Raw genomic sequence first — 24,232 nt, 5'->3', positions numbered from 1 at the left:
GGGAGCGCGCTCACTCGGAGGCCTCCACCGTGAAGAGGACCGCGCCGAGCTTGACGAGGTCGCCGGCGGCGGCGCCGACCGTGGTGACCGTGCCCGCGAAGGGCGCCTTGAGCGCGAGCTCCATCTTCATCGCCTCCATCACCCCCAGCGTCTCACCCTCGGCCACCTGCTGGCCGTCAGCGACGTGGACGGCCAGGACGGTGCCGGGCATCGGGGCGAGCAGGGTGCCGTCGCCGACCGTGCCGACGTGGTCGCCGAACGGGTCCGGCCGCTCCCACACCCACCGCTGGCCGCGGTGCACGACGTCGACGAGGTCGCGCTGCACGTTGAGCACGGCGTGCTCGGCGCGACCGTCGACGAGGGCGTGCACCGTGTGGTCGGCGGCCGACACGAGACGTACGTCGTGGGTGCGCCCGTCGTGGGTGACGGTGCCGCGGTGGCGGTCGACGACGACCAGCGCGTCGCCCAGCACCACCGTGTCGGGCGCGGGGTCGGCGCCCATCCGCCAGCCGTCGGCCTGCCACGGCCCGCCGGCGCCGTGCCGCGAGCCGGGCAGGGTGTCGAGGAGCACCTCGGTCCACGCGCCCAGGACCCGGGCGAGGCCGGCGTCGGGCGCCGGCACCTCGTGGTGGTCGAGCCAGGCGGTGTCGATGGTGGTGTCGCGGAACTCGTCGGAGGCCGCGAGCGCGCGCAGGAAGCCGGTGTTGGTGGTGATCCCCAGGATCGCGGTGCCGTCGAGCGCCGCGACGAGCGTGGCGCGTGCGGCCTCGCGGTCGGCGCCCCACGCGATGACCTTGCCGAGCATCGGGTCGTAGGACGTGGAGACCTCCTGCTCGGGCTCGAGCGCGTGGTCGACGCGGACGCCGTCACCGGAGCCCCACCTCACGATCGAGGTGCGGCCGGCCTGCGGCAGGAACCCGTTGAACGAGTCCTCGGCGTAGACGCGGGCCTCGATCGCGTGGCCCTCGAGGACGAGGTCGTCCTGGGCGATCGACAGCGGCTCACCGGTGGCGACGCGCAGCTGCAGCTCGACGAGGTCGACCCGCTGCGCCCCTGACGCCGTCCGGGCCCGCACGACCTCCTCGGTGACCGGGTGCTCGACCTGCAGTCGGGTGTTCATCTCGAGGAAGTAGAACTCCCCGGTGGCGTTGTCGAGCAGGAACTCCACCGTGCCGGCACCGGTGTAGCCGCACTGCTGCGCGAGCGCGACCGCGGCCGCGGTGATCGCGGCGCGCTGCTGCTCGCTGATCGTCGGGGCCGGGGCCTCCTCCAGCACCTTCTGGTGACGACGCTGGGTGGAGCAGTCGCGCTCGAAGAAGTGCAGGACGGTGCCGTGGGTGTCACCCATGACCTGCACCTCGATGTGGCGCCCCGACTCGACGTACTTCTCGATCAGCAGGGTGTCGTCGCCGAACGAGCTCGCCGCCTCGCGCGCGGCCGCGGCACGGGCCTCGGGCAGCTCGGCCGCGCTCCGCACGACCCGCATCCCCTTGCCGCCACCGCCGGCGGCGGCCTTGACCAGCACCGGGTAGGCCAGGGTGGCGGGGTCGTCGTCGAGGGCGTACGCCGGCACGACCGGCACCCCCGCCGCCACCGCGACCTCGCGGGCGGCGTCCTTGCGGCCCATCGCGTCCATCACGTCGCCCGAGGGCCCCACCAGCGCGATGCCGGCCTCGGCGAGCGCGCGCGCGAAGGGTGCGCGCTCGGACAGGAAGCCGTAGCCGGGGTGCACGTAGCCGGCGCCGGACTCGCGTGCCGCGGCCACGACCTCGTTGATGTCGAGGTAGGAGCCGACCCGCACGGCCCGGTCGGCCGCGCGCACGTGGGGCGCGTCGGCGTCGAGGTCGGTGTGGATGGCGACGCATGCCCAGCCGAGGCGGTGCGCGGTGCGCATGACGCGCAGGGCGATCTCGCCGCGGTTGGCGATCAAGACGGTGTTCATGGCGGTCACATCCTGAAGATTCCGTAGCGGGGCTCGGGGATGGGCGCGTACGACGTCGCCGCCAGCGCCATGCCGAGCACGCGGCGGGTGTCGGCGGGGTCGATGATCCCGTCGTCCCACAGCCGCGCGGAGGCGTAGTAGGGCGAGCCCTGGGTCTCGTACTGCTCGCGGATCGGGGCCTTGAAGGCCTCGACCTGCTCGTCGGTCTCGAGGTCGGTGCGCACGGTCGCGAGCACCGACGCGGCCTGCTCGCCACCCATCACCGAGATGCGCGCGTTGGGCCACATCCACAGGAAGCGCGGGTCGTAGGCGCGCCCGCACATGCCGTAGTTGCCGGCGCCGAACGAGCCTCCGATGACGACGGTGAACTTCGGCACCACGCTGCACGCCACGGCAGTGACGAGCTTCGCGCCGTCGCGCGCGATGCCCTTGTTCTCGTACTCGCGCCCGACCATGAAGCCGGTGATGTTCTGCAGGAAGACCAAGGGGATCTTCCGCTGGTTGCAGAGCTCGATGAAGTGCGCGCCCTTGAGCGCCGACTCGCTGAACAGGATGCCGTTGTTGGCCACGATCCCGACCTCGTGGCCGTGGATGCGCGCGAACCCGCACACGAGCGTGTCGCCGTAGAGCTTCTTGAACTCGTGGAAGCGGCTGCCGTCGACGACACGACGGATCACCTCGCGCACGTCGTAGGGCGTGCGGGTGTCGGTCGGCACCACGTCGTAGAGCGACTCCGGCGGCTCGTGCGGCTCCTCGACCTCCGCGACCGGCGTACGCGCCGGGGTGGCGGCCGGGAGCGTGTCGACGATCGAGCGGACGATGGCCAGAGCGTGGGCGTCGTCCTCGGCGAGGTGGTCGACCACGCCCGAGGTCCGCGCGTGGACGTCGCCGCCGCCTAGGTCCTCGGCCGTGACGACCTCGCCGGTCGCGGCCTTCACCAGCGGCGGTCCGCCGAGGAAGATCGTGCCCTGGTTGCGCACGATGACGGTCTCGTCGGACATCGCCGGCACGTAGGCCCCGCCGGCGGTGCACGAGCCCATCACGCTGGCGATCTGCGGGATGCCCTGGGCCGACAGGTTGGCCTGGTTGAAGAAGATCCGGCCGAAGTGCTCGCGGTCGGGGAAGACCTCGTCCTGCATCGGCAGGAACGCACCGCCGGAGTCGACGAGGTAGATGCACGGCAGCCGGTTCTCCGCGGCGATCGTCTGCGCGCGCAGGTGCTTCTTGACCGTCATCGGGTAGTAGGTGCCGCCCTTGACGGTGGCGTCGTTGGCCACGATGACGCACTCGCGGCCCGACACCCGGCCGATGCCGGCGACGACGCCGGCGGACGGGACGGCGAAGTCGTCCCCGTCTCCCCCCGCGCCCGTGCCGTACATGCCGTACGCCGCCAGCGGCGCGAGCTCGAGGAACGGGCTGCCGGGGTCGAGCAGCCGGTCGACGCGGTCGCGGACCAGCAGCTTGCCGCGGTCGGTGTGCTTGCGGCGCGCGCTCTCCGACCCGCCCTGGCGGACCCGGGCCAGCCGGGCGCGCAGGTCGTCGACGAGCTCGCGCATGGAGGGGGTGCTCAGGGGCTCGGACACCCGCTCAGGTTAGCGATCGTTAACCTCTGGTGTCCATCGTCGGCTCGTCGACCGACGCGAAGTCCGCCCGCAGCGTGGTGCCGCGTCCCGGCGCGCTGTCGAGCTCGAGGGTCCCGCCGACGGCGGCGATCCTCGCCTCCATGCCGAGCAGCCCGCCCGGGGTGACGACGTCGCGGTCGAAGCCCACGCCGTCGTCGCTCACGCTGAACGCCAGGTGCGGCAGGCCGCGCACGGTCACCAGCACCTCGCCCGCGCCCGAGTGCTTGGCCGCGTTGGTGAGGGCCTCGAGGATGCAGAAGTAGGCCGCGGCCTCGACCTGCGGACCGGGCCGCACGAAGTCGGCGACGTCGAGCGTCACCGGCACGGTCGAGCGGCGCGCCGCCGACTGGAGCGCGGCGACGAGGCCGCGCTCGGCGAGCAGTGGCGGGTAGATGCCGCGCGCGAGCTCGCGCAGCTCGAGGAGCACCTCCCGGTTGTCGGCGGCGAGCCGTCCCAGCAGCGCGGCGGCCCCCTCGTGACGGCCCGCGAGCAGCTCCTTGCGTGCGCGCTCGATCGTCACGCTCATGGCCAGCAGGCGCTGCTGCGCGCCGTCGTGGAGGTCGCGCTCGAGGCCGCGCCTGGCGGCGTCGGCCACCTGCACGATGCGCGTGCGTGACTCGAGGAGCTGCGCGGACTGCTCGCGCAGGCGGTCGTAGGCGTCGCGCACGAGGAACACCACCACGACGACGCCCGCTGGGAGCGAGGAGGCGATGACCACTGCGTTGACCCACCACGCGTCGTTGAGCTGGTCGACGCGGCGCCACTCGCCGAGGGCGGCGACCGACGCGCTGCCCACGACCGCGACGACCATCAGGATGCGGATCCAGGTCCGGCTCAGGTAGGGGAAGCCCACCAGCAGCGGCACCATCGTGAGCAGCGCGGTCAGCGGACTGAGGTTGGGCGTGGCCCAGGTGCCGCCGACCGCGAAGGCGAGCGCCGAGAGGGTGAGGCCGACGATCGCGGCGGGTGCGCCGTAGCGCCGGCACAGGGGCGGGGTGACGAGCATCAGCACGATCGACAGCACCATCACGGCCAGGTCGATCTCGACGGCGGTGTGCTGGAACCCGAGCAGGTAGGCGGCGCCCAGCAGCAGCGTCGCGGTGGTCAGCGCGAGCAGGTTGATCCGCAGCAGCCGGCGCAGCGCCGGGTCGAGACCGTCCCAACCCGCCAGCAGGCCGCTCATCGGCAGCTCTTCATCGGCAGGTCCTCATCGCTGGTGCGACACCCCGCCGCCCACACCGGCCTCGCTGAGGAAGACCAGCGTCGCCGCCACCCGGCGGTGCACGGACGCGTCGGCAGGCAGGTCGAGCTTGGTCAGGATCGAGCTGATGTGCTTCTCCACGGCGCGGTCGGTGACGACCAGCTCGCCGGCGATCGCAGCGTTGGTCATGCCGCGCGCGACCATGCCCAGCACCTCGAGCTCGCGCGGGGTGAGCCGGTCGAGGCGCGAGTGGCGGCGGGTGCCGGTCGCCATCAGGGCGTCGACCACGATCTGGTCGATGACCGAGCCGCCGGCGGCGACCGTGCGCAGTGCGGCGACCAGCTCGTCGACGTCGGCGACGCGCTCCTTGAGCAGGTATCCCCGGCCGTCGCTCCCGTCGCGGACCAGGTCCAGGGCGTACTCCACGTCGGAGTACTGCGTCAGCGCGACCACGCCGGTCGCAGGATGCGTACGCCGCAGCTCACCGGCCGCGCGGATGCCCTCGTCGGTGAAGTCGGGCGGCATCCGGATGTCGGTGAGCACGACGTCGGGACGATGGGTCTCCACGGCCGCCAGCAGCTCGGGCAGGCTGGTGGCGGTGGCGACGACCTCGATGTCGTCGACGGCCTCGAGCAGCGCGAGGATGCCGGCGCGCAGCAGGTCGCCATCCTCGGCCAGGACGACGGTGATCTGCGGCATGCGCGCACTGTAGCCACGGCCCGGGCCGGTCGTCGGTAGAGCAGGCACCACCTCCCGCGTCGTGTGTCCGGCACGTGTCCCGGCTGTGGATCTGACATTTGTCCACGTGGTGTAAACCAGAGGTGTGGTGCTGGCACCACTGCACCGATCCGTCGTGAGGAGCACACTTCTCGACGGGTGGGGGGGTTCGCTGATCGTGGGGATCAGTGGGCCGCTGCGGGGGTGCGGCCCACTGCAGCGCGCACGTAGGACGAGCTGGGCCTGGGTGGGCCTGGGTGGGAGGCACCAGTGATTCCGCTGGCAGTGTGGGAGACGCCGAGCCGTCCCCTGACGCTCCCGACCCCTCGCTCGTCACACGAGGAGGCGGCGGGCACTAGCCTCGGGCCCGTGACCCCGCGCCGCCAGCAGATCCTCGACATCGCGGCCGACCTCTTCGCCGCCCGGGGGTTCCACGGGGTCTCGGTCGCCGAGCTCGGTGCGGCGTGCGGGATCTCCGGACCGGCGCTCTACAAGCACTTCGAGTCCAAGGACGCGATGCTGGCCGAGATGCTCGTGACGATCAGCGAGACGCTGCTCGCCGAGGGTCGCAGCCGCGTCGCCCAGGCCGAGGGCCCCCGCGAGGCGCTCGAGGCGCTGGTCGAGTGGCACATCGAGTTCGCCATCGCCCACCGCTCCCTCATCGTCGTCCAGGACCGCGACTGGAGCAGCCTGCCCGACCAGGCCCGCGAGCGGGTGCGGGCGCTGCAGCGCGCCTACGTCGACGTGTGGGCCACCCAGGTGCGGCGCTTCGACACCTCACTGAGCCCCGAGGCGTCGCGCACCCGCGCCCACGTGCTGTTCGGCCTGCTCAACTCCACCCCGCACAGCGGCCGGCTGCCCGACACCCAGATGCACGACGTGCTGCGCGACATGGCGCACGGGGCCCTCGGCCTGGCCTGAGCCCCCGATAGTCCGCTGCACATAGCTGGTGGAACACCGTTCCCGACCAGCTTTTTGCAGCGGACTACCTGGGGTCGGGTGGGGATGAGCACCGCGGCTGACGGTTCAGATCGGGTCGAACGGGCTCTCGAGCTCCAGGAGCTGCGCGGCCCGGGCCGCCGCGTCCTCGGCGACGAGCAGGTCGTCGAGGCGGTCGGGGTCGCCGCTGGCGGTTGAGTCTCCCAGCGACTCAGCAGCCAGCGGAGCCGCGGAGCCACTCGGGCGCCCGATCCGGTGCAGGTCGCGCAGCACCCGGTCGCGGGAGAGCCCGCGCAGGTGGGTGAGGACGAACGGGTCGACCTGGATCAGCCAGCCCAGCTGGGTCAACACCGCCAGCGCGTGGGGGCACGGGTCCAGCCAGGCGTCGCAGGTGCAGGCCGAGCCCAGCTCGCCGCCGTACGGCAGCAGCTCGACGCCTGCCTCCTCCATCGACTCGACGAGGGCGAGCGGCAGCTGGCCGGCCATCAGCGCGGCGATCCGGCCGGCCTCCGCGGCGACGAGCTCGGTGAACGCCGCCGCGTCGGTGTCGTCGAGCACCGGGACGGTCACCTCGACGGTGAAGGCGTCCTGGCCCTCGCTCACGGCGGCGACCGCGCGGCCCTCGGAGACGGTGATCGACCCGACCGAGCCTGCCCGGGCCAGCGCCCGTCCGCGCCTGAGGTCGGTCGCGCTGTAGGCCGCCTCCTCGACCGAGCGCAGCACCGCCTTGCTCCACCAGGTGCCGGCGGTGCCGCCCCGCCGGGCTGCCAGCCGAGGGTGCGTCGTGCCGACGGGGTCGGGGGACGAGGTCATCGCCGCAGCTCCACGAGGTCGCGCAGCTCGGCGTCGGACAGCTCGGTCAGCGCGGTCTCGCCGCGGGCGAGCACGGAGTCGGCGATGGACCGCTTGCGCGCGAGCAGCTCGGCGATCTTCTCCTCGATCGTCCCCTGGGTGATCGCGCGGTGCACCTGGACCGGCTTGGTCTGCCCGATCCGGTAGGCGCGGTCGGTGGCCTGGTCCTCGACGGCGGGGTTCCACCAGCGGTCGAAGTGGACGACGTGGTCGGCGCGGGTGAGGTTGAGCCCGGTGCCGCCGGCCTTGAGGGAGAGCAGGAAGACCGGCACCTCGCCGGCCTGGAAGCGCGCGACCATGGCGTCGCGCTCGCGCACGGGCGTGCCGCCGTGCAGGAGCTGGTGGGGCACGCCGGTGCCGGCGAGGTGGCGCTCGAGCAGCCGCGCCATGGCGACGTACTGGGTGAAGACGAGGACGGCCCCCTCCTCGGCGACGACGGTGCCGACGAGCTCGTCGAGCAGGTCGAGCTTCTCCGAGCGTCCGCGCAGTCGCGGGTTGGGCTGGCGCAGGAAGTGGGCCGGGTGGTTGCAGATCTGCTTCAGCCCGGTGAGCAGCTTGAGCACGAGGCCGCGCCGGGTCTCCTCGTCGGCCTCCTCGATGCGCCGCATCGAGTCGCGCACAAGGGTCTCGTAGAGCACGACCTGCTCGCGGGTGAGGCCCAGGAGGTGATCGGTCTCGGTCTTGGCCGGCAGCTCGGGCGCGATGCCGGGGTCGGACTTGCGGCGGCGCAGCAGGAACGGGCCGATCAGGTCGGCGAACTGCCGTGCCTTGGTGGGCTCGAGGCCCGACTCGATGGGACCGGCCCACACCTTGCGGAACGCGTTGCGGCTGCCCAGCAGCCCGGGGATCGCCCAGTCGAGGATCGACCAGAGCTCGGTGAGGTCGTTCTCGACCGGCGTGCCGGTGAGCGCGACCCGCGCGGTGCCCGGGATCGTGCGCAGGGCGCGGGCGGCGGCCGAGCGGGAGTTCTTCACGTGCTGGGCCTCGTCGGCCACGACCAGGTCCCACGCCACCTCGGCGAGGATCGCGGCGTCGTTGCGCATGGTGCCGTAGGTGGTCAGCACGAAGCCGTCGGTGACGCCGCCCAGGTCGCGGGCGCTGCCGTGGTGGCGGCGTACGTCGACACCGGGCGCGAAGCGACGGATCTCGGCCTCCCAGTTGCCGAGCAGCGAGGCCGGGCAGACCACGAGCGTCGGACCGGTCGCGCCCGCTGCGACGCGGTGCAGGTGCAGGGCGATGACGGTGACCGTCTTGCCCAGGCCCATGTCGTCGGCCAGGCACGCACCGAGGCCGAGCGAGGTCAGCTCGGCGAGCCAGGACAGCCCGCGGCGCTGGTAGTCGCGCAGCTCTGCCTGCAGTCCGGCCGGGACGTCGACGAGCTCGCCGGTCGCGGCGGCCTCGCGCAGCCGCTCGCGCACCGGCAGCAGGCTCGCGCCGACGACCGCCTCGTAGGGGACGTCCTCGATGTCGACGACCCCGGTGAGCGTGGCGGCCAGCGCCTGGACGGGCGTGACGGTGCGGATCAGCCGCTTGCGGGCGCGCTTGATGACCGCGGAGTCGACCGCCACCCAGTTGTCGCGCAGCTTGATGATCGGGCTGGTCGCGCGGGCCAGCTCGTCCATCTCGTCGTCGCTCAGCTCCTCGCCGTGCAGCGACAGCTGCCACTCGAAGCCGAAGAGCGCCTGGGGCCCGAACAGCCCGTCCTGGAGCGGCTCCTCGCCACGCGGGGCGGCCGACGAGCGCCGGCCGAGCTCGACGCGCTGGGTGACCTCGCGGTCGAGGTACTTCGGCCACATCACCGGGTGGCCGGCCTCGATCAGCGCCGCGGCTCCCTGGTCGAGGAGCGAGAGGATCTCGTCGGTGTCGAGCGTGATCTCGTCGGGGACGCGCAGGTCGAGCAGGCGCTCGAGCACGGGCCACGCGTCGGCCGCCGAGCGCAGCGCGATGGCCGCGTGGGTGCGGGCCCGCTCACCGAAGCCGTGGGCCGCCGACGGACCCGTGTCGGCCCACAGCTCGGAGGCGTCGGCCACGTGGGCGGCGTTGTCGACCGCGTGGACCTGGGTGACCAGGCGCACCGCACCGGCGACGAGCTCCTCCTCGTCGGCCTCGACCCGGAACGAGATCGTCACCAGCTGCGGGCGGTCGTCGCGCCCGCGCGAGCGGATGCGCGCGATGCGCTGCTGGAGCTGGTCGCTGAACTCGTCGGGGCTCGTCGCGGGCCCTGGCTGCTGCCGCACGGGTGACATCGCACCCCGGGCCCGGCCCGGTGTGGTGCGCGGCATCGTGTCGACGACGGCGTCCAGCACGCCGCGGACCATGCCCTCCGCGGTGGCCTCGTCGAAGCCGTCCCACGATCGTGAGCGCGCCAGCTCGGCGACCCGGCGCTCGTCCGCGCCGTCGAGCCCGGCGGCCTGCCAGTGGCGGCCCTCGGGGTCGGGGGCGAACTTGCCGGAGGCGACCAGCTGCAGACCCATCAGCGCAGCACCGGCGAGCAGCGCGACGGAGGGATGGATGGCGTCCTGGTCGCGGACCTTGCCCAGGACAGGCAGCGCGCCGCGGATGGGCATCACGATCGTGCGCCGGGAGTCGGTGAACTCGATCGAGCCCTCCCGCGGGGGCTCTCCCACCAGCAACCGCGCGGGTCCGGTCACGGGGACGAAGCTCATGCGACCTCCCTCGACTCGTGGACGCCGACAGGACGCTAACGCGTGGCACCGACACGGAGTTCCCCGGCGGTGCCCGGCGACTAGGGTCGCGTCGCATGGACATCTCGGACCTCCTCGCCGCGCACCCCGTCATCGACGGCCACAACGACCTGCTGTGGGAGGCGCGCGAGCAGGCGGCGTACGACTTCGCCCGCCTGGACGTGGACGCGGGCGGCACCACCACCCACACCGACCTGCCGCGGATGCGGGCCGGCGGGATGGGCGCACAGTTCTGGTCGGTCTACGTGCCGTGCCACCTCGCCGGCGACGACGCGGTCAGCGCGACGCTGGAGCAGGTCGACGCGGCACGCCTGCTGACCAGCACGTACGCCGACCAGCTGGCGTGGGCGACGAGCGCCGACGACGTCGAGCGCGCGTGGGCCGGAGGCCGGATGGCGTCGCTGACGGGCGCCGAGGGTGGGCACTCCATCAACTGCTCGCTCGGCACCCTGCGCGCGCTGCACGAGCTCGGCGTGCGCTACCTGACGCTCACCCACAACGCGAACACCCGGTGGGCCGACTCTGCGACGGACCGGCCGGTCGCCGGCGGGCTCACGCCCTTCGGGCGCGAGGTGGTGCGCGAGATGAACCGGCTCGACATGATGGTCGACCTCTCCCACGTGTCCCCCGACACGATGCGCGACGCGCTCGAGGCGAGCGAGGCGCCCGTGATCTTCAGCCACAGCTCGGCCCGTGCGGTCACCGACAGCCCGCGCAACGCCCCCGACGACGTGCTCGAGTCGATGGCGCGCGGCGGCGGGGTGTGCATGGTGACCTTCGTGCCGAAGTTCGTGAACGCCGCCTGCGCCGAGGCGCACCGCGAGATGGTGCTGGCCGCCGCGACCGATGGCGTGCCGGAGGCGGACGGGCCGCGCTTCGCCGCCTTCGAGCGCACCTGGGTCGAGGCCCACCCGCCGCCGACCGCGACGCTCGCCGACGTGGTGGCCCACTGCGAGCACGTGCGCGAGGTGGCCGGCATCGACCACGTCGGGCTCGGGGGCGACTACGACGGGGTCGCGGTGCTGCCGGAGGGGCTGGAGGACGTCACCGCCTACCCCGCGCTGCTCTCGGCCCTCGCCGACCGCGGCTGGTCCGCGGACGACCTCGCCCGGCTGACCTGCCGCAACACCCTGCGCGTGATGCGTGACGTGGAGGCGGTCGGCCGCGCGGTGCGTGAGCGCCGCGGTCCCAGCCTCGCGCGGATCGAGGACCTCGACGGCGTACCTCCCCAGGGGTGATGCAGGCCACCGCGAAAAGGATTGGGTCGTTGTCGGACGCAACCAATACCGTTGCGGCGTGACCGACACCCAGACCTCTCCCGGCGAGACCCAGCCGGACCACTCCGACAAGCTCGACAAGAACGTGCTGATGGTGGCCGGGGTGGTCGTCCTCGGCGCGATCATGTCGATCCTCGACATCACCGTCGTCTCGGTGGCCCTCGAGACCTTCCAGCGCGAGTTCGACGCCACCGCGGCCGAGGTCGCGTGGACGATGACCGGCTACACCCTCGCCCTGGCGAGCGTCATCCCGCTCACCGGCTGGGCGGCCGACCGCTTCGGCACCAAGCGGCTCTACCTCCTCGCCGTGCTGCTCTTCACCGCCGGCTCCGTGCTGTGCGCCAGCGCCAGCTCGCTCGAGCTGCTCGTGCTCTTCCGCGTGCTGCAGGGTCTCGGCGGCGGCATGCTGATGCCGCTCGGCATGACGATCCTGACCCGGGCCGCCGGCCCGGAGCGCGTCGGTCGCGTGATGGCCGTGCTCGGCATCCCGATGCTGCTGGGCCCGATCTTCGGCCCCATCATCGGCGGCGCGCTCATCGACAGCGCCTCGTGGCACTGGATCTTCCTGATCAACCTGCCCATCGGCATCGCGGCGATCGCCTACGCCTGGGTCGTGCTGCCGAAGGACGAGGTCGAGCCGTCGGAGACCTTCGACTGGCTCGGCATGCTGCTGCTCTCGCCCGGCCTGGCGGCGTTCCTCTACGGCGTCAGCTCGATCCCCGAGCACGGCACCGTCACCGCGACCGAGGTGTGGCTGCCCGCGCTGCTCGGCATCCTGCTGATCGTGGCCTTCGTGCCGTGGGCGCTCAACCGCCGCAACATCCACCCGCTGGTCGAGCTCCGGCTGTTCCAGAACCGCAACATGACGGTCGCTGTGCTGGCGATGATGCTCTTCGCGATCGCCTTCTTCGGCGCCTCGCTGCTCTTCCCGCTCTACTTCATCCAGGTCCGCGGCGAGGACGCACTCGGCGCCGGCCTGCTGCTCGCGCCGCAGGGCGTCGGCGCGATGCTCACCATGCCGGTCGCCGGCATCCTGGCCGACAGGATCGGGCCCGGCAAGATCGTGCTGGTCGGCATCACGGTGATCACGGTCGGGATGGCGATGTTCACCCAGATCGGCGCCGACACCTCGTACGCCTACATGCTGGGCGCGCTGTTCGTGATGGGCCTCGGGATGGGCGGCACCATGATGCCGATCATGACGGCGGCGCTCGCCACGCTCACCGCGCACAACGTCGCGCGCGGCTCCACCCTGCTCAACATCACCCAGCAGGTGGCGGCCTCGATCGGCACCGCGCTGTTCTCGGTGATCCTCACCAACCAGATCAAGGGCAGCGACGCCGCCGGCGCCTACCTCGCGTCGCGGTCGGCCGAGGGCGACCAGGGCGTGCTGGCCGCGATCGCGGAGAAGATCGGCATGCCGGTCGAGAAGTTCGTCGCCTTCGCCGCCTCCGGGCAGGCGCCGCTGGCCGACGCCTTCGCGACGGTCTTCATCGTGGCGACCATCCTCGTCGCGTGCTGCCTGATCCCGGCCGCCTTCCTGCCGCGCAGGAAGGTCGCCCCGGTCGACCCGACCGCGATGATGGGTCACTGAGCCCCGGCCCACGACGTCGAAGCGGCCCGCCCTCCAGCAGGAGGGCGGGCCGCTGGCGTGTGCGGGGGCCCTATTCTCTGGCGACATGGACGGTCTCGGGACTGAGCTCCCCCAGCGCAGGACGATCACGTGGATCCTCCTCGCGGCGGCCGTGGTCTTCCTCGTGCCGTGCGTGCAGACCTCGCGACGCGCCGCTGGTGAGGCGGGCGCGACGGCGGCGGGCCTGTGGGCGATGACCGCGGTCATGGCGCTCCTGCTGGTGGCGGTGCCGCTGGTCATCGCGCGTTCGATCCACCAGCGCCACACCTACCTGTCGGACGACGGGGTCACCGTGGTCTCCGGTGGCGAGCGACGTTCGGTCGCGTTCTCGGACCTCGACGAGATCAAGGTGCGCTACTCCACGCGCGGCGGTGCAGTGCTCAGCAACGAGAAGGTCTTCCTCATGGGACGGCGGCCCGACGGTGAGCGCACCGTCATCGTCGTCTCGCGCTACTACGTCGAGACGCTGCAGCCGCTGCTCCGACGCCTCCGCGAGGAGGTGGAGCGCCGACCCGAGCTCCTCGACGGCGACCTCGAGCGCACCTACTTCGACTACGCGCTGTCCACGGCCCCCTGACCGCACGCAGGTCCGGTCAGGACCGGCTGCCCAGCCACAGCGGCAGCACCGCGGACGCGCCCGCCTCGCGCAGCGCGACCGCCGCGAGGGTCGAGCTCCACCCCGTCTCGACCTGGTCGTCGACGAGCAGCACCGTCGCGCCGGGCGGGACCTGCGCGTCGAGCCGGCAGCGACGGCGTACGGCGGCGACCCGCTGCGCCGAGTTGGACTGACCGGCTCGCGGCGGGACGGTCTCGTCGCGGATCGACCAGGTGCCGACGACCGGCACCTGCATCACCCGCGCCAGGCTCTCGCCCAGGTCGCGGGTGAGGAGCGGACGCGTCGCGGACTCCGCCACCACGATCGCGGTCGGTCGCGACGACCACTGCGACGACCAGTCCTTCATCACGTCCATCACCGCCTGCGCGAGCCCGGGCGGGACGGGCCCGTCGGGCGTGCCCTCGCGGAAGAGCTCGCGCAGCGCCTGCCCGTGGCCGAGGTCGGTGAGGCGGGCGACGGCGCGTCCGGTCTCCGCTCCGGCGGAGATCTTGCCCTTGAGGTCGACCCCGAGGTTGGCCAGCGCGGTCGGCCACATCTTGCGCGGCTCGACCGCCACGCCCGGCCGCGCGAGCCGGGCCCCGGCCTCCGCGACGGCGGCCTGGCTGACGGAGTCGGACAGGCTCAGCCCACCGCAGTTGTCGCAGCGACCGCAGTCGGTGGCGCCCTCGTCGTCGAGCTGCTCGCGCAGGTAGCGCATGCGGCACCGGTCGGTGGCGAGGTAGTCGAGCATCGCCTGCTGCTCGCGCTCGCGGGCCTCGGCGACGCGGGCGTAGCGCTCGGCGTCGTAGTGCCAAGGGCGGCCGGTCGCGACCCAGCCGCCCTGGACACGCTGCACGGCACCGTCGACGTCGAGCACCTTGAGCATCGACTCCAGCCGGTTGCGACCGAGCTCGACGCGCGTCTCGATCGTGGCGGTCGACAGCGGACGACCGGCGTCCGCGAGCGCCGCGAGGGTCTCGCGCACCTGCTCCTCGCGCGGGAAGCCGAGGGAGGCGAAGTAGGCCCAGATGTCGCGGTCCTCGACCTGCGGCAGCAGCACCACGGTGGCGTCGTCCGTGCCGCGGCCGGCGCGGCCGACCTGCTGGTAGTAGGCAACGGGCGAGGCGGGGGCGCCCAGGTTGATGACGAAGCCGAGGCTGGCGTCGAAGCCCATCCCGAGCGCGCTCGTGGCGATGAGCGCCTTGACGCGACCCTCGACCAGCGCCTGCTCGAGGCCGTGGCGCTCGTCGGCCTCGGTCTGCCCGGAGTAGGCCGCGACCTCGAGGCCGCGGTCGCGGAGGTAGCCCGCGACCTCCTGCGTGGCGGCCACCGTCAGGCAGTAGACGATGCCGGAGCCCGGCTGCTCGGCGAGGTGGTCGGCCAGCCAGGCGAGCCGCTGCTCGGGCGTCCTGAGCCGTACGACGCCGAGGCGCAGCGACTCGCGGTCGAGCGTGCCGCGCTGCACGAGGACACCTTGGTCTCGTGGCGGGCGCTGGGCGCCCTCCTCGACCGACGGGGATCCGTGCACCCCCAGCTGCTCGGCGACGTCGCCGGTGACGCGGGCGTTGGCCGTCGCGGTGGTGGCGAGCACCGGGATGCCGTCGGGCAGCTCGGCGAGGAGGGTGCGCAGGCGGCGGTAGTCGGGGCGGAAGTCGTGGCCCCAGTCGGAGATGCAGTGCGCCTCGTCGACCACCAGGAGCCCGCAGGTCGCGGCCAGTCGCGGCAGCACCTCGTCGCGGAAGCCCGGGTTGTTGAGCCGCTCCGGGCTCACCAGCAGGACGTCGACCTCGCCGGCGTGGATCTGGTCGTTGATCGGCTGCCACTGGTCGATGTTGGTCGAGTTGATCGTGACCGCGCGGATGCCGGCACGCTCGGCCGCGGCGATCTGGTTGCGCATGAGCGCCAGCAGCGGGCTGACGATCACGGTCGGCCCGGCGCCCGCCTCGCGCAGCAGCTTGGTGGCCACGAAGTAGACCGCCGACTTGCCCCACCCGGTGCGCTGCACGACGAGCGCGCGGCGGTGGTCGACGGCGAGCGCCTCGATGGCGGCCCACTGGTCCTCGCGCAGGACGGCGGCGTCACTGCCGACCAGGGCCCGGAGGTGCGCCTCGGCGGCCTCGCGGGCCCGGTGTCGTACGTCGTCGGTGACGGCGGCGGGTGCAGGCGTGGTCATGCCCCCTGTCTACCAACCGCCACCGACGGGACGCTCAGGCCGGTTGCGGATCTCGGTAGTTGTCGGTCTGGGTCGCCGACTTGATCAGCTGGCTCAGCGCCGTCAGCTCGGTCTCGTTCATCTCCCCGGCGTAGCGCGAGGCCTTGGCCAGCGCGGTCGAGGCCTTCTCGAGCGCCGGGGAGATGTCGGAGACCAGGTCGGCGAACTTGTCGAGCGACTTGGCCAGGTCGGACATCAGCGTGCGCGTGCGCTGGATCAGGTCGTGGCACTTGTTGACCGCGGTCGTGATGGCGTGCGGGGCGGCGATGCCCAGCGTGAAGGCGGACTCGCCGAGCAGCTTGATGATCTGCCCGATGGCGTCGGACATGATCTGCACGATGAACTCGCGCACGCCGGCGAGCACGGTGCCGCCGAGGGCGACGCCGGCGCCGACACCGGTGCAGACGTTGCCCATGCCACGCACGAGCGACTCCTCGGTCTCGGCGAAGTCGCGGTAGGCGTCCATCGTCATCCCGCGCAGGCCGCTGAGGTCGCCGGCGACGGCCGAGCGGTAGTCGTCGGCCAGCCCGCGCAGGTGCACGGCGCAGTTCTCCCAGGTCTGGGCGAAGGACTGGATCGTGGCCGGGTCGCCGAGCAGCTCGTCGAGCGCGTCCTGCACCGGGCCGATGTGCGAGATCAGCCAGCCGGCGAACATCGAGCCGATGGTGCCGATGGGGTCGACGATCGCGCCGACGACGTCGATGCCGGCGCTGAGGCCGTTGACCGAGCCCTCGATCCAGTCCCCGCGGCCGAAGGCCTCGGCGGAGTCGGCGGCACCGTCGATCATCTTCAGGCCGTCGGTCATGTCGTTGAAACCCGGGTTGCGGTCGGCGTGGGCGATCAGGTCGTTCACGACAGCGCCTTCTGGAGCTTCTCGTTGAGCTCGGCGACGGTCTCGTCGACGAGCTCGAACAGGTCCGCTGCGGCGCGCATGCCCGACGCCGTGGCCGAGAGCGAGCCGCTGGCGGCGCGGGTCGCACCGACGCCGGCCACCTCGAGGGGGGCGATCAGCGGGTAGACGAGCGCGGCGCCGATCTTCCCGTAGGTGTTGGGGTGGAACGAGACCGAGTCGGCGGCCTGCACCGCCTTCTCCGCCTGACCCTTCAGGTGGTCGACCTTCGCCGCGTGGCTGCGCATCGCGGACAGGCTGACGTCGATGCTCATCGCTGGTACTCCTCGTAGCCGAAGGTGCTGCGGTAGGACTGGGTGATCGTCGACGCGGCGGCGACGTCGGGACCGTAGATGTCGCGAGCCGCCTGCTCGACCGCGAAGCTCAGGCGTCGCTTGGCCTGCGCGTGCGCCTCCAGCACGCCGTGGGCGAGCTGGCCGGCATCGAGGCGGGCGAAGGAGTCGTCGAGGCGCAGGTCGACCATCTGGCCGTTGCCGTCGACGACGACGGTGACGACGCGGTCGGTGGACTCACCCTCCACACGCATCTGCTCGGTGGTCGTCGCCAGCGCCCGGGCCTGGTCGAGTCGGGACTCGGCGGCATCGAACGACTCGTTCATCGCCGCCAGGTAGGCATCGAGACGTGAGCTCATCGGGGTTCCTCCTCGGTGTCGTGGTGCGAAGGGCATCTTCCCCGCCCTACTGTGGGCAAACATGGAGAGCCATCTCGGCGCGTCGTCGCCTTCCACCGTCCTGACTCCCCGACCGCTCGTCCGCAACCTCGCACTCGCCGTGCTGGTGCTCGGGATCGTCCTGACCCCCGCCACCTGGCTGGACGGCGGTCCCCACCGGGGACTCCTCACGGCGGCTGTCGCCCTGCTGATGGTCGTGCTGCCCCTGTGGGCCGTCTGGTGGCTGCGGGGTCGCACGATCATCGTGCACCCGGACCGCGTCGTCGTACGCCGGGGGGAGCGCGAGGTGCGCTCCTTCGCGTTCGACGACCTGATCGAGGTCCGGCCCGGGAGGGATGCCTCGGTGGGCGCGGCCACCCCGGAGTTCTGGAACAAGTCGGTGACCCTGATCGGCCGCACCACGGCGGGTCGGCGGCGCGGGCTGAAGGTGACGGCCCAGACGGTCGAGAGCATCGACCCGCTGCTGGTGGCGCTCGCACCGGTGGTGGCGCGACGTCCTGACCTGCTGCCCCACGACGTCCACCGCGCCCTCTTCGAGGAGTACGTCCGCGACCTCGGCACCGAACGTGGCACCCAGCGCGGCTGACGCCGGTGCCGGATGGGTCGTGCTGGAGCCGCGGACCTCGCTGGTGTGGGCATGCCTGCTCGTCGCGGCCCTGATGGTGTGGCCCGTGCTGCGCACCTGGCAGGCGTGGCACACCTCCACCGCACGGCGCAGCATGGCCCTGCTCACCGCGGGTGGGTGCAGCCTGCTCTTCGTCGGCGCCCCGCTCGCGCTGGCCGCTGACGTGGCCACGAGCGGCGTACGGGTGTCGGGCGAGCGCGTCGAGACCACCCGACTGGGACGCACGCGGACCGCGATCGACTTCGCCGACCTCACCGGGGTCGAGCGCGGCCACGAGGGCAGCCTCGGCCCGCTGACCCCCTCGGCGTGGGACGACTACGTGCGGCTGACGGGTCGTACGCCGTCGGGCGCGAGCGTCGAGCTGGAGGTCACCACGGCACGGTTCGAGAGCCTGCAACCCCTCCTCGCGGCGCTCGGGCCGGTCGTGCGCGACCGGCCCGAGCTCTCCACGACCTGGCGTGTCCCGGGTGACGGCTCGTCGGTCGACCCGCCTCAGCCCTGAGCGCCCGACCGCGCCCGCTCGAGGAACCTCTCGATGTCGACCCCGGCACGGCGGGCGGCACGACGCGCCTCGGGCGTGGTCAGGTCGGGCGCGACGAAGGTCTCCGGCTCGATCGAGCGGTCGGCGTCGGCGTACTGGCGCTGCAGCGCGGCCTGGCTGTCCGCGCTCGCGGTCGAGTCGGCGACGACCTGGGCGGTCACCGCGACCACCGCGCCGGTCAGCAGCGGGCTCACGGTGGGGGTGTAGCCGTTGGCGTGGCCGATGACCTTGGGGTGGTAGCTCTCGCTGACCGGGCTGGAGAGGCCGTTGATCCACTCGTCGGCGTCGCACACCGCGTGGCCGACGAAGCGGCTGGTGGGGTTGGCGAAGGAGAAGCCCGCGGCGGACGCCGCAGTCGCCAGACGGCTGTTGAGCAGGTCGGCGGTCTGGTTGAGCCGCGACTCCTCGGCCGGGGAGAACCAGGTGAAGGCGTTGCAGTCCTCGCCGTTGAAGATGCGCGGGTAGCCGACCACGACGACCTTGGCGTAGGGCGAGCGGCTGCGGATGCTCGAGTAGAGCGTGGTGAGCCGCGACGGCAGCGTGTTGTTGATGAACGACTGGGCGGTGTTGATCGCGCCGTCGCAGTTGCTCGACCACCACGGCTGGGCGCACTCGGTGAGCACGTCGGCGAAGCCGGCGTCGTTGCCGCCGACCGAGATCGAGACGTAGTTGGTCGCCGAGGTCAGGGCGCCGAGCTGGGTGTTGGTGACGTCGGGGATGGTGGCGCCGGAGCAGGCGCGGAAGTTGAGCGCGTAGCCGCGGGCCGCGGCGATCAGGCTCGGGTAGGCGTAGGTGGAGCGCTGGCAGGACGTGCCGTCGGCGATGTAGGAGCGGGTGCCGGTGCCCGAGGCGTAGGAGTCGCCGAGGGCGACGTAGACCGGTGCCGCGGCCTGCGCGGGCTGGAGCAGGAGCGGGGCGAGCAGGCCGGCGAGGGCCGAGCCCAGCACCGCCAGACGTCGAGACGTGCGGATCATCTGCGTGAGTCCTCCGAGATCGTGGCCACCCGAGTGTGACCGCGCTCACACTAGGCACTCGCGGACCGCCGCCACCAGAGGTGATCGAGCAGGTTCTCTCAGGAGTCGATGCGACGCAGCCGCGGCCCGGCCCCGGGCAGCGTCGCGGCGTCGCGGAACGACTCACCCGTGAGCACCGGGACGACCTCGCTGACGTCGTGCTGCGCGGCGATCGCCACGTCCGCGGCGAACCCGGCCTCGGCCAGCTCGCGGCCTCCCGCACAGTCGGCGAGGTCGTGCGGCATCTCCGCGGCCCGCCAGGCGGCGACAGCCATCCGGGCCTCGGGGCTCGCCGTGGCGTCAGCTGCCACGAGGTCGCCGAGGGCGTCGAGGACCGCACCCGCACCCCACAGGTCCTCGACCGCCGGGCGCAGCGTCTCGTCGTACCACCGCTCCCCCGCGGGTACGACGACGACGCTGGCGCCGGCGTCGACCTGCGGCGCGAGCCAGCGGGCCACCGCGCCCGCGTTGCGCAGGCACGCGCCCACCACCCGCGACCCGGCGTCGGCCAGGCCGAAGGCGATGGAGGAGCCGTTGGGTGAGGGCAGCACCAGCCGCTCGACTCCCTCGACCTCCGCGAGGCTGGCCGGGGAGAGCGACACGTGGCGGGCGTCGCCGCGCGAGAGCGCCTCGAACCGGCCGACCGCGAGGGTGGCGCCGTGGCGCACCGCGTGCTCGGCGGCCCGGGAGTCGCGCCACAGGAACGGGAACACCTCGATGCCGCGCTCGACCGCGACGCCCAGCGTGGTGGTGAAGGACAGCACGTCGACGACCACGGCCACGTCGGCGCGCACCGCCTCCGCGCCGGTGGGACCCCACTCCAGGCGCAGCCGGTAGGAGGACTGGTCGTGTCCCGGGATCGTCACGTGCTCATTCAACATCTCCGGCTGGGGCGCTGCCGAATTCTGCGAACGCGCCACGCAGCCCGCCGTCGGCCCCTAACCTGCGACCTACTCGGGACGTCTACGAAATGTCCACACCTCACTCCCTGGAGAGTCCTGTGAAGATCGCCCCCCGCACGGTCATGGCCGTCATCGTCGCCGTCGTCGCGCTCGTGCTGTCGGCCGGCGTCGGCGCGACCGCATCCATGATGATCACCGGCAAGCAGATCACGAACAACACCGTCACCAGCAAGGACGTCAAGAACCGCACGCTCAAGGCAAAGGACCTCTCTCTCGGCGCCAAGAGCAAGCTCCGCGGCCTTGTCGGCGCCACGGGTCCCCAGGGTCCGGCCGGCCCCGCCGGGCAGCTGGGCGCGAAGGGTGAACAGGGTCTCCAGGGACTCCAAGGCCTGATCGGGCTCACTGGCGATCAAGGCATCCAGGGGATCCCGGGCGTGCCAGGGCTGAGTGGCCCTGTTGGCCCCGTTGGCCCCGTTGGCCCTGTCGGCCCCGTCGGCCCTGTCGGCCCTGTCGGCCCCGTCGGCTCCCAAGGCCTCCCCGGGCTCCCCGGGCTTCCCGGGCTCAGCGGCTTCGAGGTCGTCACCCGCACGGTCACCATCCCCGGCATGGGTGGCACCGACTCGGTGACCGCAGCGTGCCCGGCAGGCAAGAAGGCGATCTCCGCGACCGCCGGCTACGCCGCGCCTCTGGCCAACCTGACCAGCCAGGTCACGCGCACCAGCGACAGCGCCTTCCAGGCGGCCGGGCTCAACCTCATCGGGAGCATGGCCGGACAGGTGCTGACCCTCGACGTGGTCTGCGCGACGGTTCCGAGCTGAGCCGAGGGCCACGAGCGCGGAGTCCGCGAGCCATCTGCTGACTCGCGGACTCCGCGTCCTCCGGTGGGACCGGGCGGATCACCAGATCCGGACGCGCGCCTCCGGCTCGAGCCACAGACCGTCGCCCGGCTCGGTCTCGAAGACCTCGTGGAACTCGTCGAGGTTGCGCACGATGTTGGCGCGGAACTCGGCCGGGCTGTGCGGGTCGATGGTGAGGTACTGCAGCTCCTGCTCCTTGCGGCGCTTGGTGCGCCACACGTGGCTCCAGTTGAGGAAGAGCGTGCGCCGCTCGTCGAGCGAGGCCTCGCCACCACGGCTGATGACGTAGGCCTTGTGCGCGATGGTCAGCCCCCCGAGGTCACCGATGTTCTCACCGACCGTGAGGCTGCCGTTGACGTGCTCGCCGGGCAGGTTGCGCGGCTCGAAGGCGTCGTACTGCGTGATCAGGGCCTGCGACTTGGCCTCGAACGCCGACTTGTCGTCGGCGGTCCACCAGTCGTGCAGGTTGCCGTCGCCGTCGTACTGCGCGCCCTGGTCGTCGAAGCCGTGCCCGATCTCGTGGCCGATGACCGCGCCGATGCCGCCGTAGTTCTCCGCGTCCTCGGCGTCGGGGCTGAAGAACGGGGGCTGCAGGATGGCGGCCGGGAAGCAGATCTCGTTGGTGCCGGGGTGGTAGTAGGCGTTGACGGTCTGCGGCAGCATCAGCCACTCGTCGCGGTCGACCGGTTGGCCGACCTTCTCCAGCTGCCGGTCGGTCTCGAACGCCGAGGCGGAGGCGACGTTGCCCATCAGGTCGTCGGCGGAGACGGTCAGCGAGGAGTAGTCGCGGAACTCGGTCGGGTAGCCGATCTTGGGGTAGAACCGGTCGAGCTTGTCGTAGGCCTTCTCCTTGGTGTCCTCGCCCATCCAGTCCAGCGCCTCGATCGAGCGGCGGTAGGCGGTGACGAGGTTGGCGACGAGCTCGTCCATCATCTGCTTCGACGCCGGCGGGAAGTGGCGCTCGACGTAGACCTTGCCGACGGCCTCGCCGATGGCGCCCTCGACGAAGTCGACGCCGCGCTTCCAGCGCGCACGCAGCTCGGGGGTGCCGTTGAGGGTGCGGCCGTAGAAGTCGAAGTTGGCCTCGACGAACGCATCCGGCAGGTAGGGCGCCGAGCTGCGGATGACGCGCACGTGCAGGATGTCGTGCCACGTCTCGATCGGCGTCTCCTCCAGCACCGTGGACAGGTGGGAGAAGAAGTCGGGCTGCATCACGATCGTGGTGCGCAGCGTCTCCTCGGTGCCGCCGAGGCCGGTGACGTAGGTGATCCAGTCGAAGGCCGGGCAGAGCTCGCGGAGCTCCTCGAGGCTCTTGTGGTTGGTCGTCTTCTGCACGTCGCGGGTCGCGGCGGCCTCCCAGTGGCCCTCCGCCAGCCGGGTCTCGTACGCCAGCACGCGGGCGGCGGCACCGGCCGGGTCGTCGTGCTCGCTGAGGGTCAGCAAGGTGGTGAGGTACGCGAGGTACTTCTCGCGGATCTCGGCGAACTTCTCGTCGCGGTAGTAGGACTCGTCCGGCAGCCCGAGACCGCCCTGGGCGAGGTAGACGACGTTGCGCGAGGCGTCCACGCGGTCGGGGGTGATGTAGGAGCCGAACAGGCCCGGGCCGCCGATGCGCTCGAACATCCCGAGGAAGGCCGCGAGCCCCGTGAGGTCGTTGACGCCGCGCGCCTGGTCGAGCAGGCCGCGGACCGGCTCGAGGCCCTTCGCGGCGATCGTGTCGGTGTCCATGAAGGAGGCGAACAGGTCGCCGATCTTGCGCTCGTCGGCGTCGAGGCCGTCGGCCGGGCGGTCGGCGAGCTCAGTGATGATCTCGCGCACCTGCTGCTCGGCGGCGTCGGCGAGGGCGATGAACGCGCCCCAGCTCGACTTGTCCGAGGGGATCTCGGTCTCGTCGAGCCACCGTCCGTTGACGTGGCCGAAGAGGTCGTCCTGCGGACGGATGTCGGGGTTCATGCCCTCGCGGGCGGCGTCGAGGATCGTCACGCGCCGACCCTAACGCGGGCGTCCACCCGCCTGCCTCAGCGCAGGTGCACGACCGACTTGCCCAGGGTGCGACGCTCGTCCATGTCGACCAGCGCGCGGCCGAAGTCGGCGAGGTCGTAGGTCGCCCCCACGGGTGGGCGCACCACGCCGGACTCGACCATCGGGGCGAGGCGGTGCCACTGCTTCTGCATGTAGCCCGGACGGGTCATGGCGTAGGCACCCCAGCCGACTCCGCGCACGTCGGTGTTGCCGAGCAGCAGGCGGTTGACCTTGACCTCGGGGATGCCCTGTCCGGCCGCGAAGCCGACGACGAGCACCCGGCCCTGCTCGGCCAGGCAGCGCAGCGAGTCGGTGAAGGCGTCGCCGCCCACGACGTCGAGCACCACGTCGACGCCCTTGCCACCGGTGAGGTCCTTGACGGCGTCCTTGAAGTCGGGACCCACGACGACGTCGTCGGCTCCGGCCGCACGGGCGAAGTCGGCCTTCTCCTCGGTGCTGACCACGCCGATGGTGCGGGCGCCGAGGCCCTTGGCCACCTGGAGCGTCGCGGTGCCGACGCCGCCGGCCGCACCGTGGACCAGGACCGTCTCGCGGTCGCGGAGGCCCCCGCGCTCCTCGAGCGCGAAGAGGGCGGTGAGGTAGTTCATCGGCATCGCCGCGCCCTCGTCGTACGACAGCGCGTCGGGCAGCGCGAAGGTGAAGATCGCCGGGTTGGCGACCTGCTCGGCCGCGCCGCCGTGCAGGTTGACTCCCGCGACCCGCTGGCCGACGGTGAAGCCGCTGGACTCCGCGGAGCCCGGGTCGAGGACGACGCCGGCGAAGTCGACGCCGAGGGTGAAGGGCGGCTCGGGCTTGAACTGGTACTCCCCGCGGCTCAGGAGCAGGTCGGGGAAGGCGACCCCGACGCTGTGGACCTCGACGAGCACGTCGTGGGGGCCGGGTGTCGGCGCGTCGACCTCGCGCACCTCGACGTCGGTGGGACCGGTGAGCGAGACGACCTGGACTGCCAGCATGGGGGTGAGCGTAGCCAGACGGG

The 24,232-nt window shown here is 72.3% G+C and carries 21 protein-coding genes; 7 read left to right on the top strand and 14 right to left on the bottom strand.

The genetic code is table 11. The features are described from left to right. Positions 1–10: 10 nt before the first annotated feature. Genes ASG76_RS13470 through ASG76_RS13455 form a run of 4 tightly spaced genes read right to left on the bottom strand, consistent with a single transcriptional unit; the run spans position 11 to position 5,455 of the window. Positions 11–1,942 carry a biotin carboxylase N-terminal domain-containing protein gene (locus ASG76_RS13470; protein WP_056604480.1) on the bottom strand — a complete coding sequence of 644 codons (1,932 nt, stop codon included), beginning with the start codon at positions 1,940–1,942 and terminating at the stop codon, positions 11–13. Between the two features lie 5 nt (positions 1,943–1,947). Further along, positions 1,948–3,498, bottom strand: a complete 1,551-nt coding sequence (locus ASG76_RS13465) for a carboxyl transferase domain-containing protein (protein WP_082587543.1) — start codon at positions 3,496–3,498, stop codon at positions 1,948–1,950. A 46-nt stretch (positions 3,499–3,544) separates the two neighbouring features. Continuing rightward, positions 3,545–4,747 (bottom strand): sensor histidine kinase, encoded by a 1,203-nt coding sequence (locus ASG76_RS13460; protein ID WP_056604069.1) that lies wholly within the window; start codon positions 4,745–4,747, stop codon positions 3,545–3,547. Positions 4,748–4,771: 24 nt separating this feature from the next. After that, a complete protein-coding gene (locus ASG76_RS13455) occupies positions 4,772–5,455 on the bottom strand; it encodes a response regulator transcription factor (RefSeq protein WP_200948187.1) in 684 nt (227 codons plus the stop codon). Positions 5,456–5,851: 396 nt separating this feature from the next. On the opposite strand from ASG76_RS13455, the gene ASG76_RS13450 reads away from it, so the two are divergent. Continuing rightward, a complete protein-coding gene (locus ASG76_RS13450; protein WP_056604063.1) occupies positions 5,852–6,403 on the top strand; it encodes a TetR/AcrR family transcriptional regulator in 552 nt (183 codons plus the stop codon). Positions 6,404–6,508: 105 nt separating this feature from the next. Here ASG76_RS13450 and ASG76_RS13445 read toward each other — a convergent pair whose 3' ends face one another. Both ASG76_RS13445 and ASG76_RS13440 read right to left on the bottom strand, forming a co-directional pair. Further along, positions 6,509–7,234 carry an SWIM zinc finger family protein gene (locus ASG76_RS13445; protein ID WP_056604060.1) on the bottom strand — a complete coding sequence of 242 codons (726 nt, stop codon included), beginning with the start codon at positions 7,232–7,234 and terminating at the stop codon, positions 6,509–6,511. Further along, positions 7,231–9,939, bottom strand: coding sequence for a DEAD/DEAH box helicase (locus ASG76_RS13440; RefSeq protein ID WP_056604057.1), 2,709 nt, complete (start codon positions 9,937–9,939; stop codon positions 7,231–7,233). Before ASG76_RS13440 ends, ASG76_RS13445 begins: the two co-directional genes overlap by 4 nt. 95 nt (positions 9,940–10,034) lie before the next feature. Here ASG76_RS13440 and ASG76_RS13435 point away from each other — a divergent pair, with 95 nt between their 5' ends. The 3 genes from ASG76_RS13435 (at position 10,035) to ASG76_RS13425 (ending at position 13,465) form a co-directional block, all read left to right on the top strand. Further along, the gene (locus tag ASG76_RS13435) at positions 10,035–11,216 is read left to right on the top strand and encodes a dipeptidase (RefSeq protein WP_056604054.1); all 1,182 of its coding nucleotides are present in this window, start codon (positions 10,035–10,037) and stop codon (positions 11,214–11,216) included. A 58-nt stretch (positions 11,217–11,274) separates the two neighbouring features. After that, positions 11,275–12,849 (top strand): DHA2 family efflux MFS transporter permease subunit, encoded by a 1,575-nt coding sequence (locus ASG76_RS13430; RefSeq protein WP_056604052.1) that lies wholly within the window; start codon positions 11,275–11,277, stop codon positions 12,847–12,849. Positions 12,850–12,934: 85 nt separating this feature from the next. Further along, positions 12,935–13,465, top strand: a complete 531-nt coding sequence (locus ASG76_RS13425) for a hypothetical protein (RefSeq protein WP_056604049.1) — start codon at positions 12,935–12,937, stop codon at positions 13,463–13,465. A 16-nt stretch (positions 13,466–13,481) separates the two neighbouring features. On the opposite strand, the gene ASG76_RS13420 is transcribed toward ASG76_RS13425, so the two are convergent. Genes ASG76_RS13420 through ASG76_RS19290 form a run of 4 tightly spaced genes read right to left on the bottom strand, consistent with a single transcriptional unit; the run spans position 13,482 to position 17,236 of the window. Continuing rightward, complete coding sequence (locus ASG76_RS13420; protein ID WP_056604046.1) at positions 13,482–15,656, bottom strand: RecQ family ATP-dependent DNA helicase; 2,175 nt, start codon at positions 15,654–15,656, stop codon at positions 13,482–13,484. Positions 15,657–15,690: 34 nt separating this feature from the next. After that, on the bottom strand, positions 15,691–16,548 hold the full coding sequence (locus tag ASG76_RS13415; protein WP_056604043.1) for a hypothetical protein: 858 nt from the start codon (positions 16,546–16,548) through the stop codon (positions 15,691–15,693). Further along, positions 16,545–16,859: a type VII secretion target gene (locus tag ASG76_RS13410; RefSeq protein ID WP_056604039.1), complete on the bottom strand. Its 315-nt coding sequence runs from the start codon at positions 16,857–16,859 to the stop codon at positions 16,545–16,547. Before ASG76_RS13410 ends, ASG76_RS13415 begins: the two co-directional genes overlap by 4 nt. Further along, positions 16,856–17,236, bottom strand: a complete 381-nt coding sequence (locus tag ASG76_RS19290) for a YbaB/EbfC family nucleoid-associated protein (protein ID WP_056604036.1) — start codon at positions 17,234–17,236, stop codon at positions 16,856–16,858. The genes ASG76_RS13410 and ASG76_RS19290 overlap by 4 nt, the downstream gene beginning before the upstream one ends. 61 nt (positions 17,237–17,297) lie before the next feature. Here ASG76_RS19290 and ASG76_RS19285 point away from each other — a divergent pair, with 61 nt between their 5' ends. Both ASG76_RS19285 and ASG76_RS13395 read left to right on the top strand, forming a co-directional pair. Then, a complete protein-coding gene (locus ASG76_RS19285) occupies positions 17,298–17,861 on the top strand; it encodes a hypothetical protein (protein WP_056604033.1) in 564 nt (187 codons plus the stop codon). A 19-nt stretch (positions 17,862–17,880) separates the two neighbouring features. Next, entirely contained in the window at positions 17,881–18,402 is a 522-nt protein-coding gene (locus ASG76_RS13395; RefSeq protein WP_157559109.1) for a hypothetical protein, read from the top strand. Here the strand turns inward: ASG76_RS13395 and ASG76_RS13390 are convergent. Next, positions 18,393–19,415 (bottom strand): SGNH/GDSL hydrolase family protein, encoded by a 1,023-nt coding sequence (locus ASG76_RS13390; RefSeq protein ID WP_056604027.1) that lies wholly within the window; start codon positions 19,413–19,415, stop codon positions 18,393–18,395. The genes ASG76_RS13395 and ASG76_RS13390 overlap by 10 nt on opposite strands. Positions 19,416–19,513: 98 nt before the next feature. Beyond that, the gene (locus ASG76_RS13385; protein ID WP_235529600.1) at positions 19,514–20,320 is read right to left on the bottom strand and encodes a 2-phosphosulfolactate phosphatase; all 807 of its coding nucleotides are present in this window, start codon (positions 20,318–20,320) and stop codon (positions 19,514–19,516) included. A gap of 134 nt (positions 20,321–20,454) precedes the next feature. Here ASG76_RS13385 and ASG76_RS19760 point away from each other — a divergent pair, with 134 nt between their 5' ends. Continuing rightward, entirely contained in the window at positions 20,455–21,174 is a 720-nt protein-coding gene (locus ASG76_RS19760; protein WP_056604021.1) for a collagen-like protein, read from the top strand. Positions 21,175–21,252: 78 nt separating this feature from the next. Here ASG76_RS19760 and ASG76_RS13375 read toward each other — a convergent pair whose 3' ends face one another. After that, positions 21,253–23,196, bottom strand: coding sequence for a M13 family metallopeptidase (locus ASG76_RS13375; RefSeq protein ID WP_056604018.1), 1,944 nt, complete (start codon positions 23,194–23,196; stop codon positions 21,253–21,255). A gap of 35 nt (positions 23,197–23,231) precedes the next feature. Continuing rightward, entirely contained in the window at positions 23,232–24,209 is a 978-nt protein-coding gene (locus tag ASG76_RS13370) for an NADPH:quinone oxidoreductase family protein (protein WP_056604015.1), read from the bottom strand. Positions 24,210–24,232 lie beyond the last annotated feature (23 nt).

This window comes from Nocardioides sp. Soil774, from assembly GCF_001428125.1.
Taxonomy (GTDB): Bacteria; Actinomycetota; Actinomycetes; order Propionibacteriales; family Nocardioidaceae; genus Nocardioides.
This window is presented reverse-complemented; position numbering and strand designations above follow the sequence as displayed.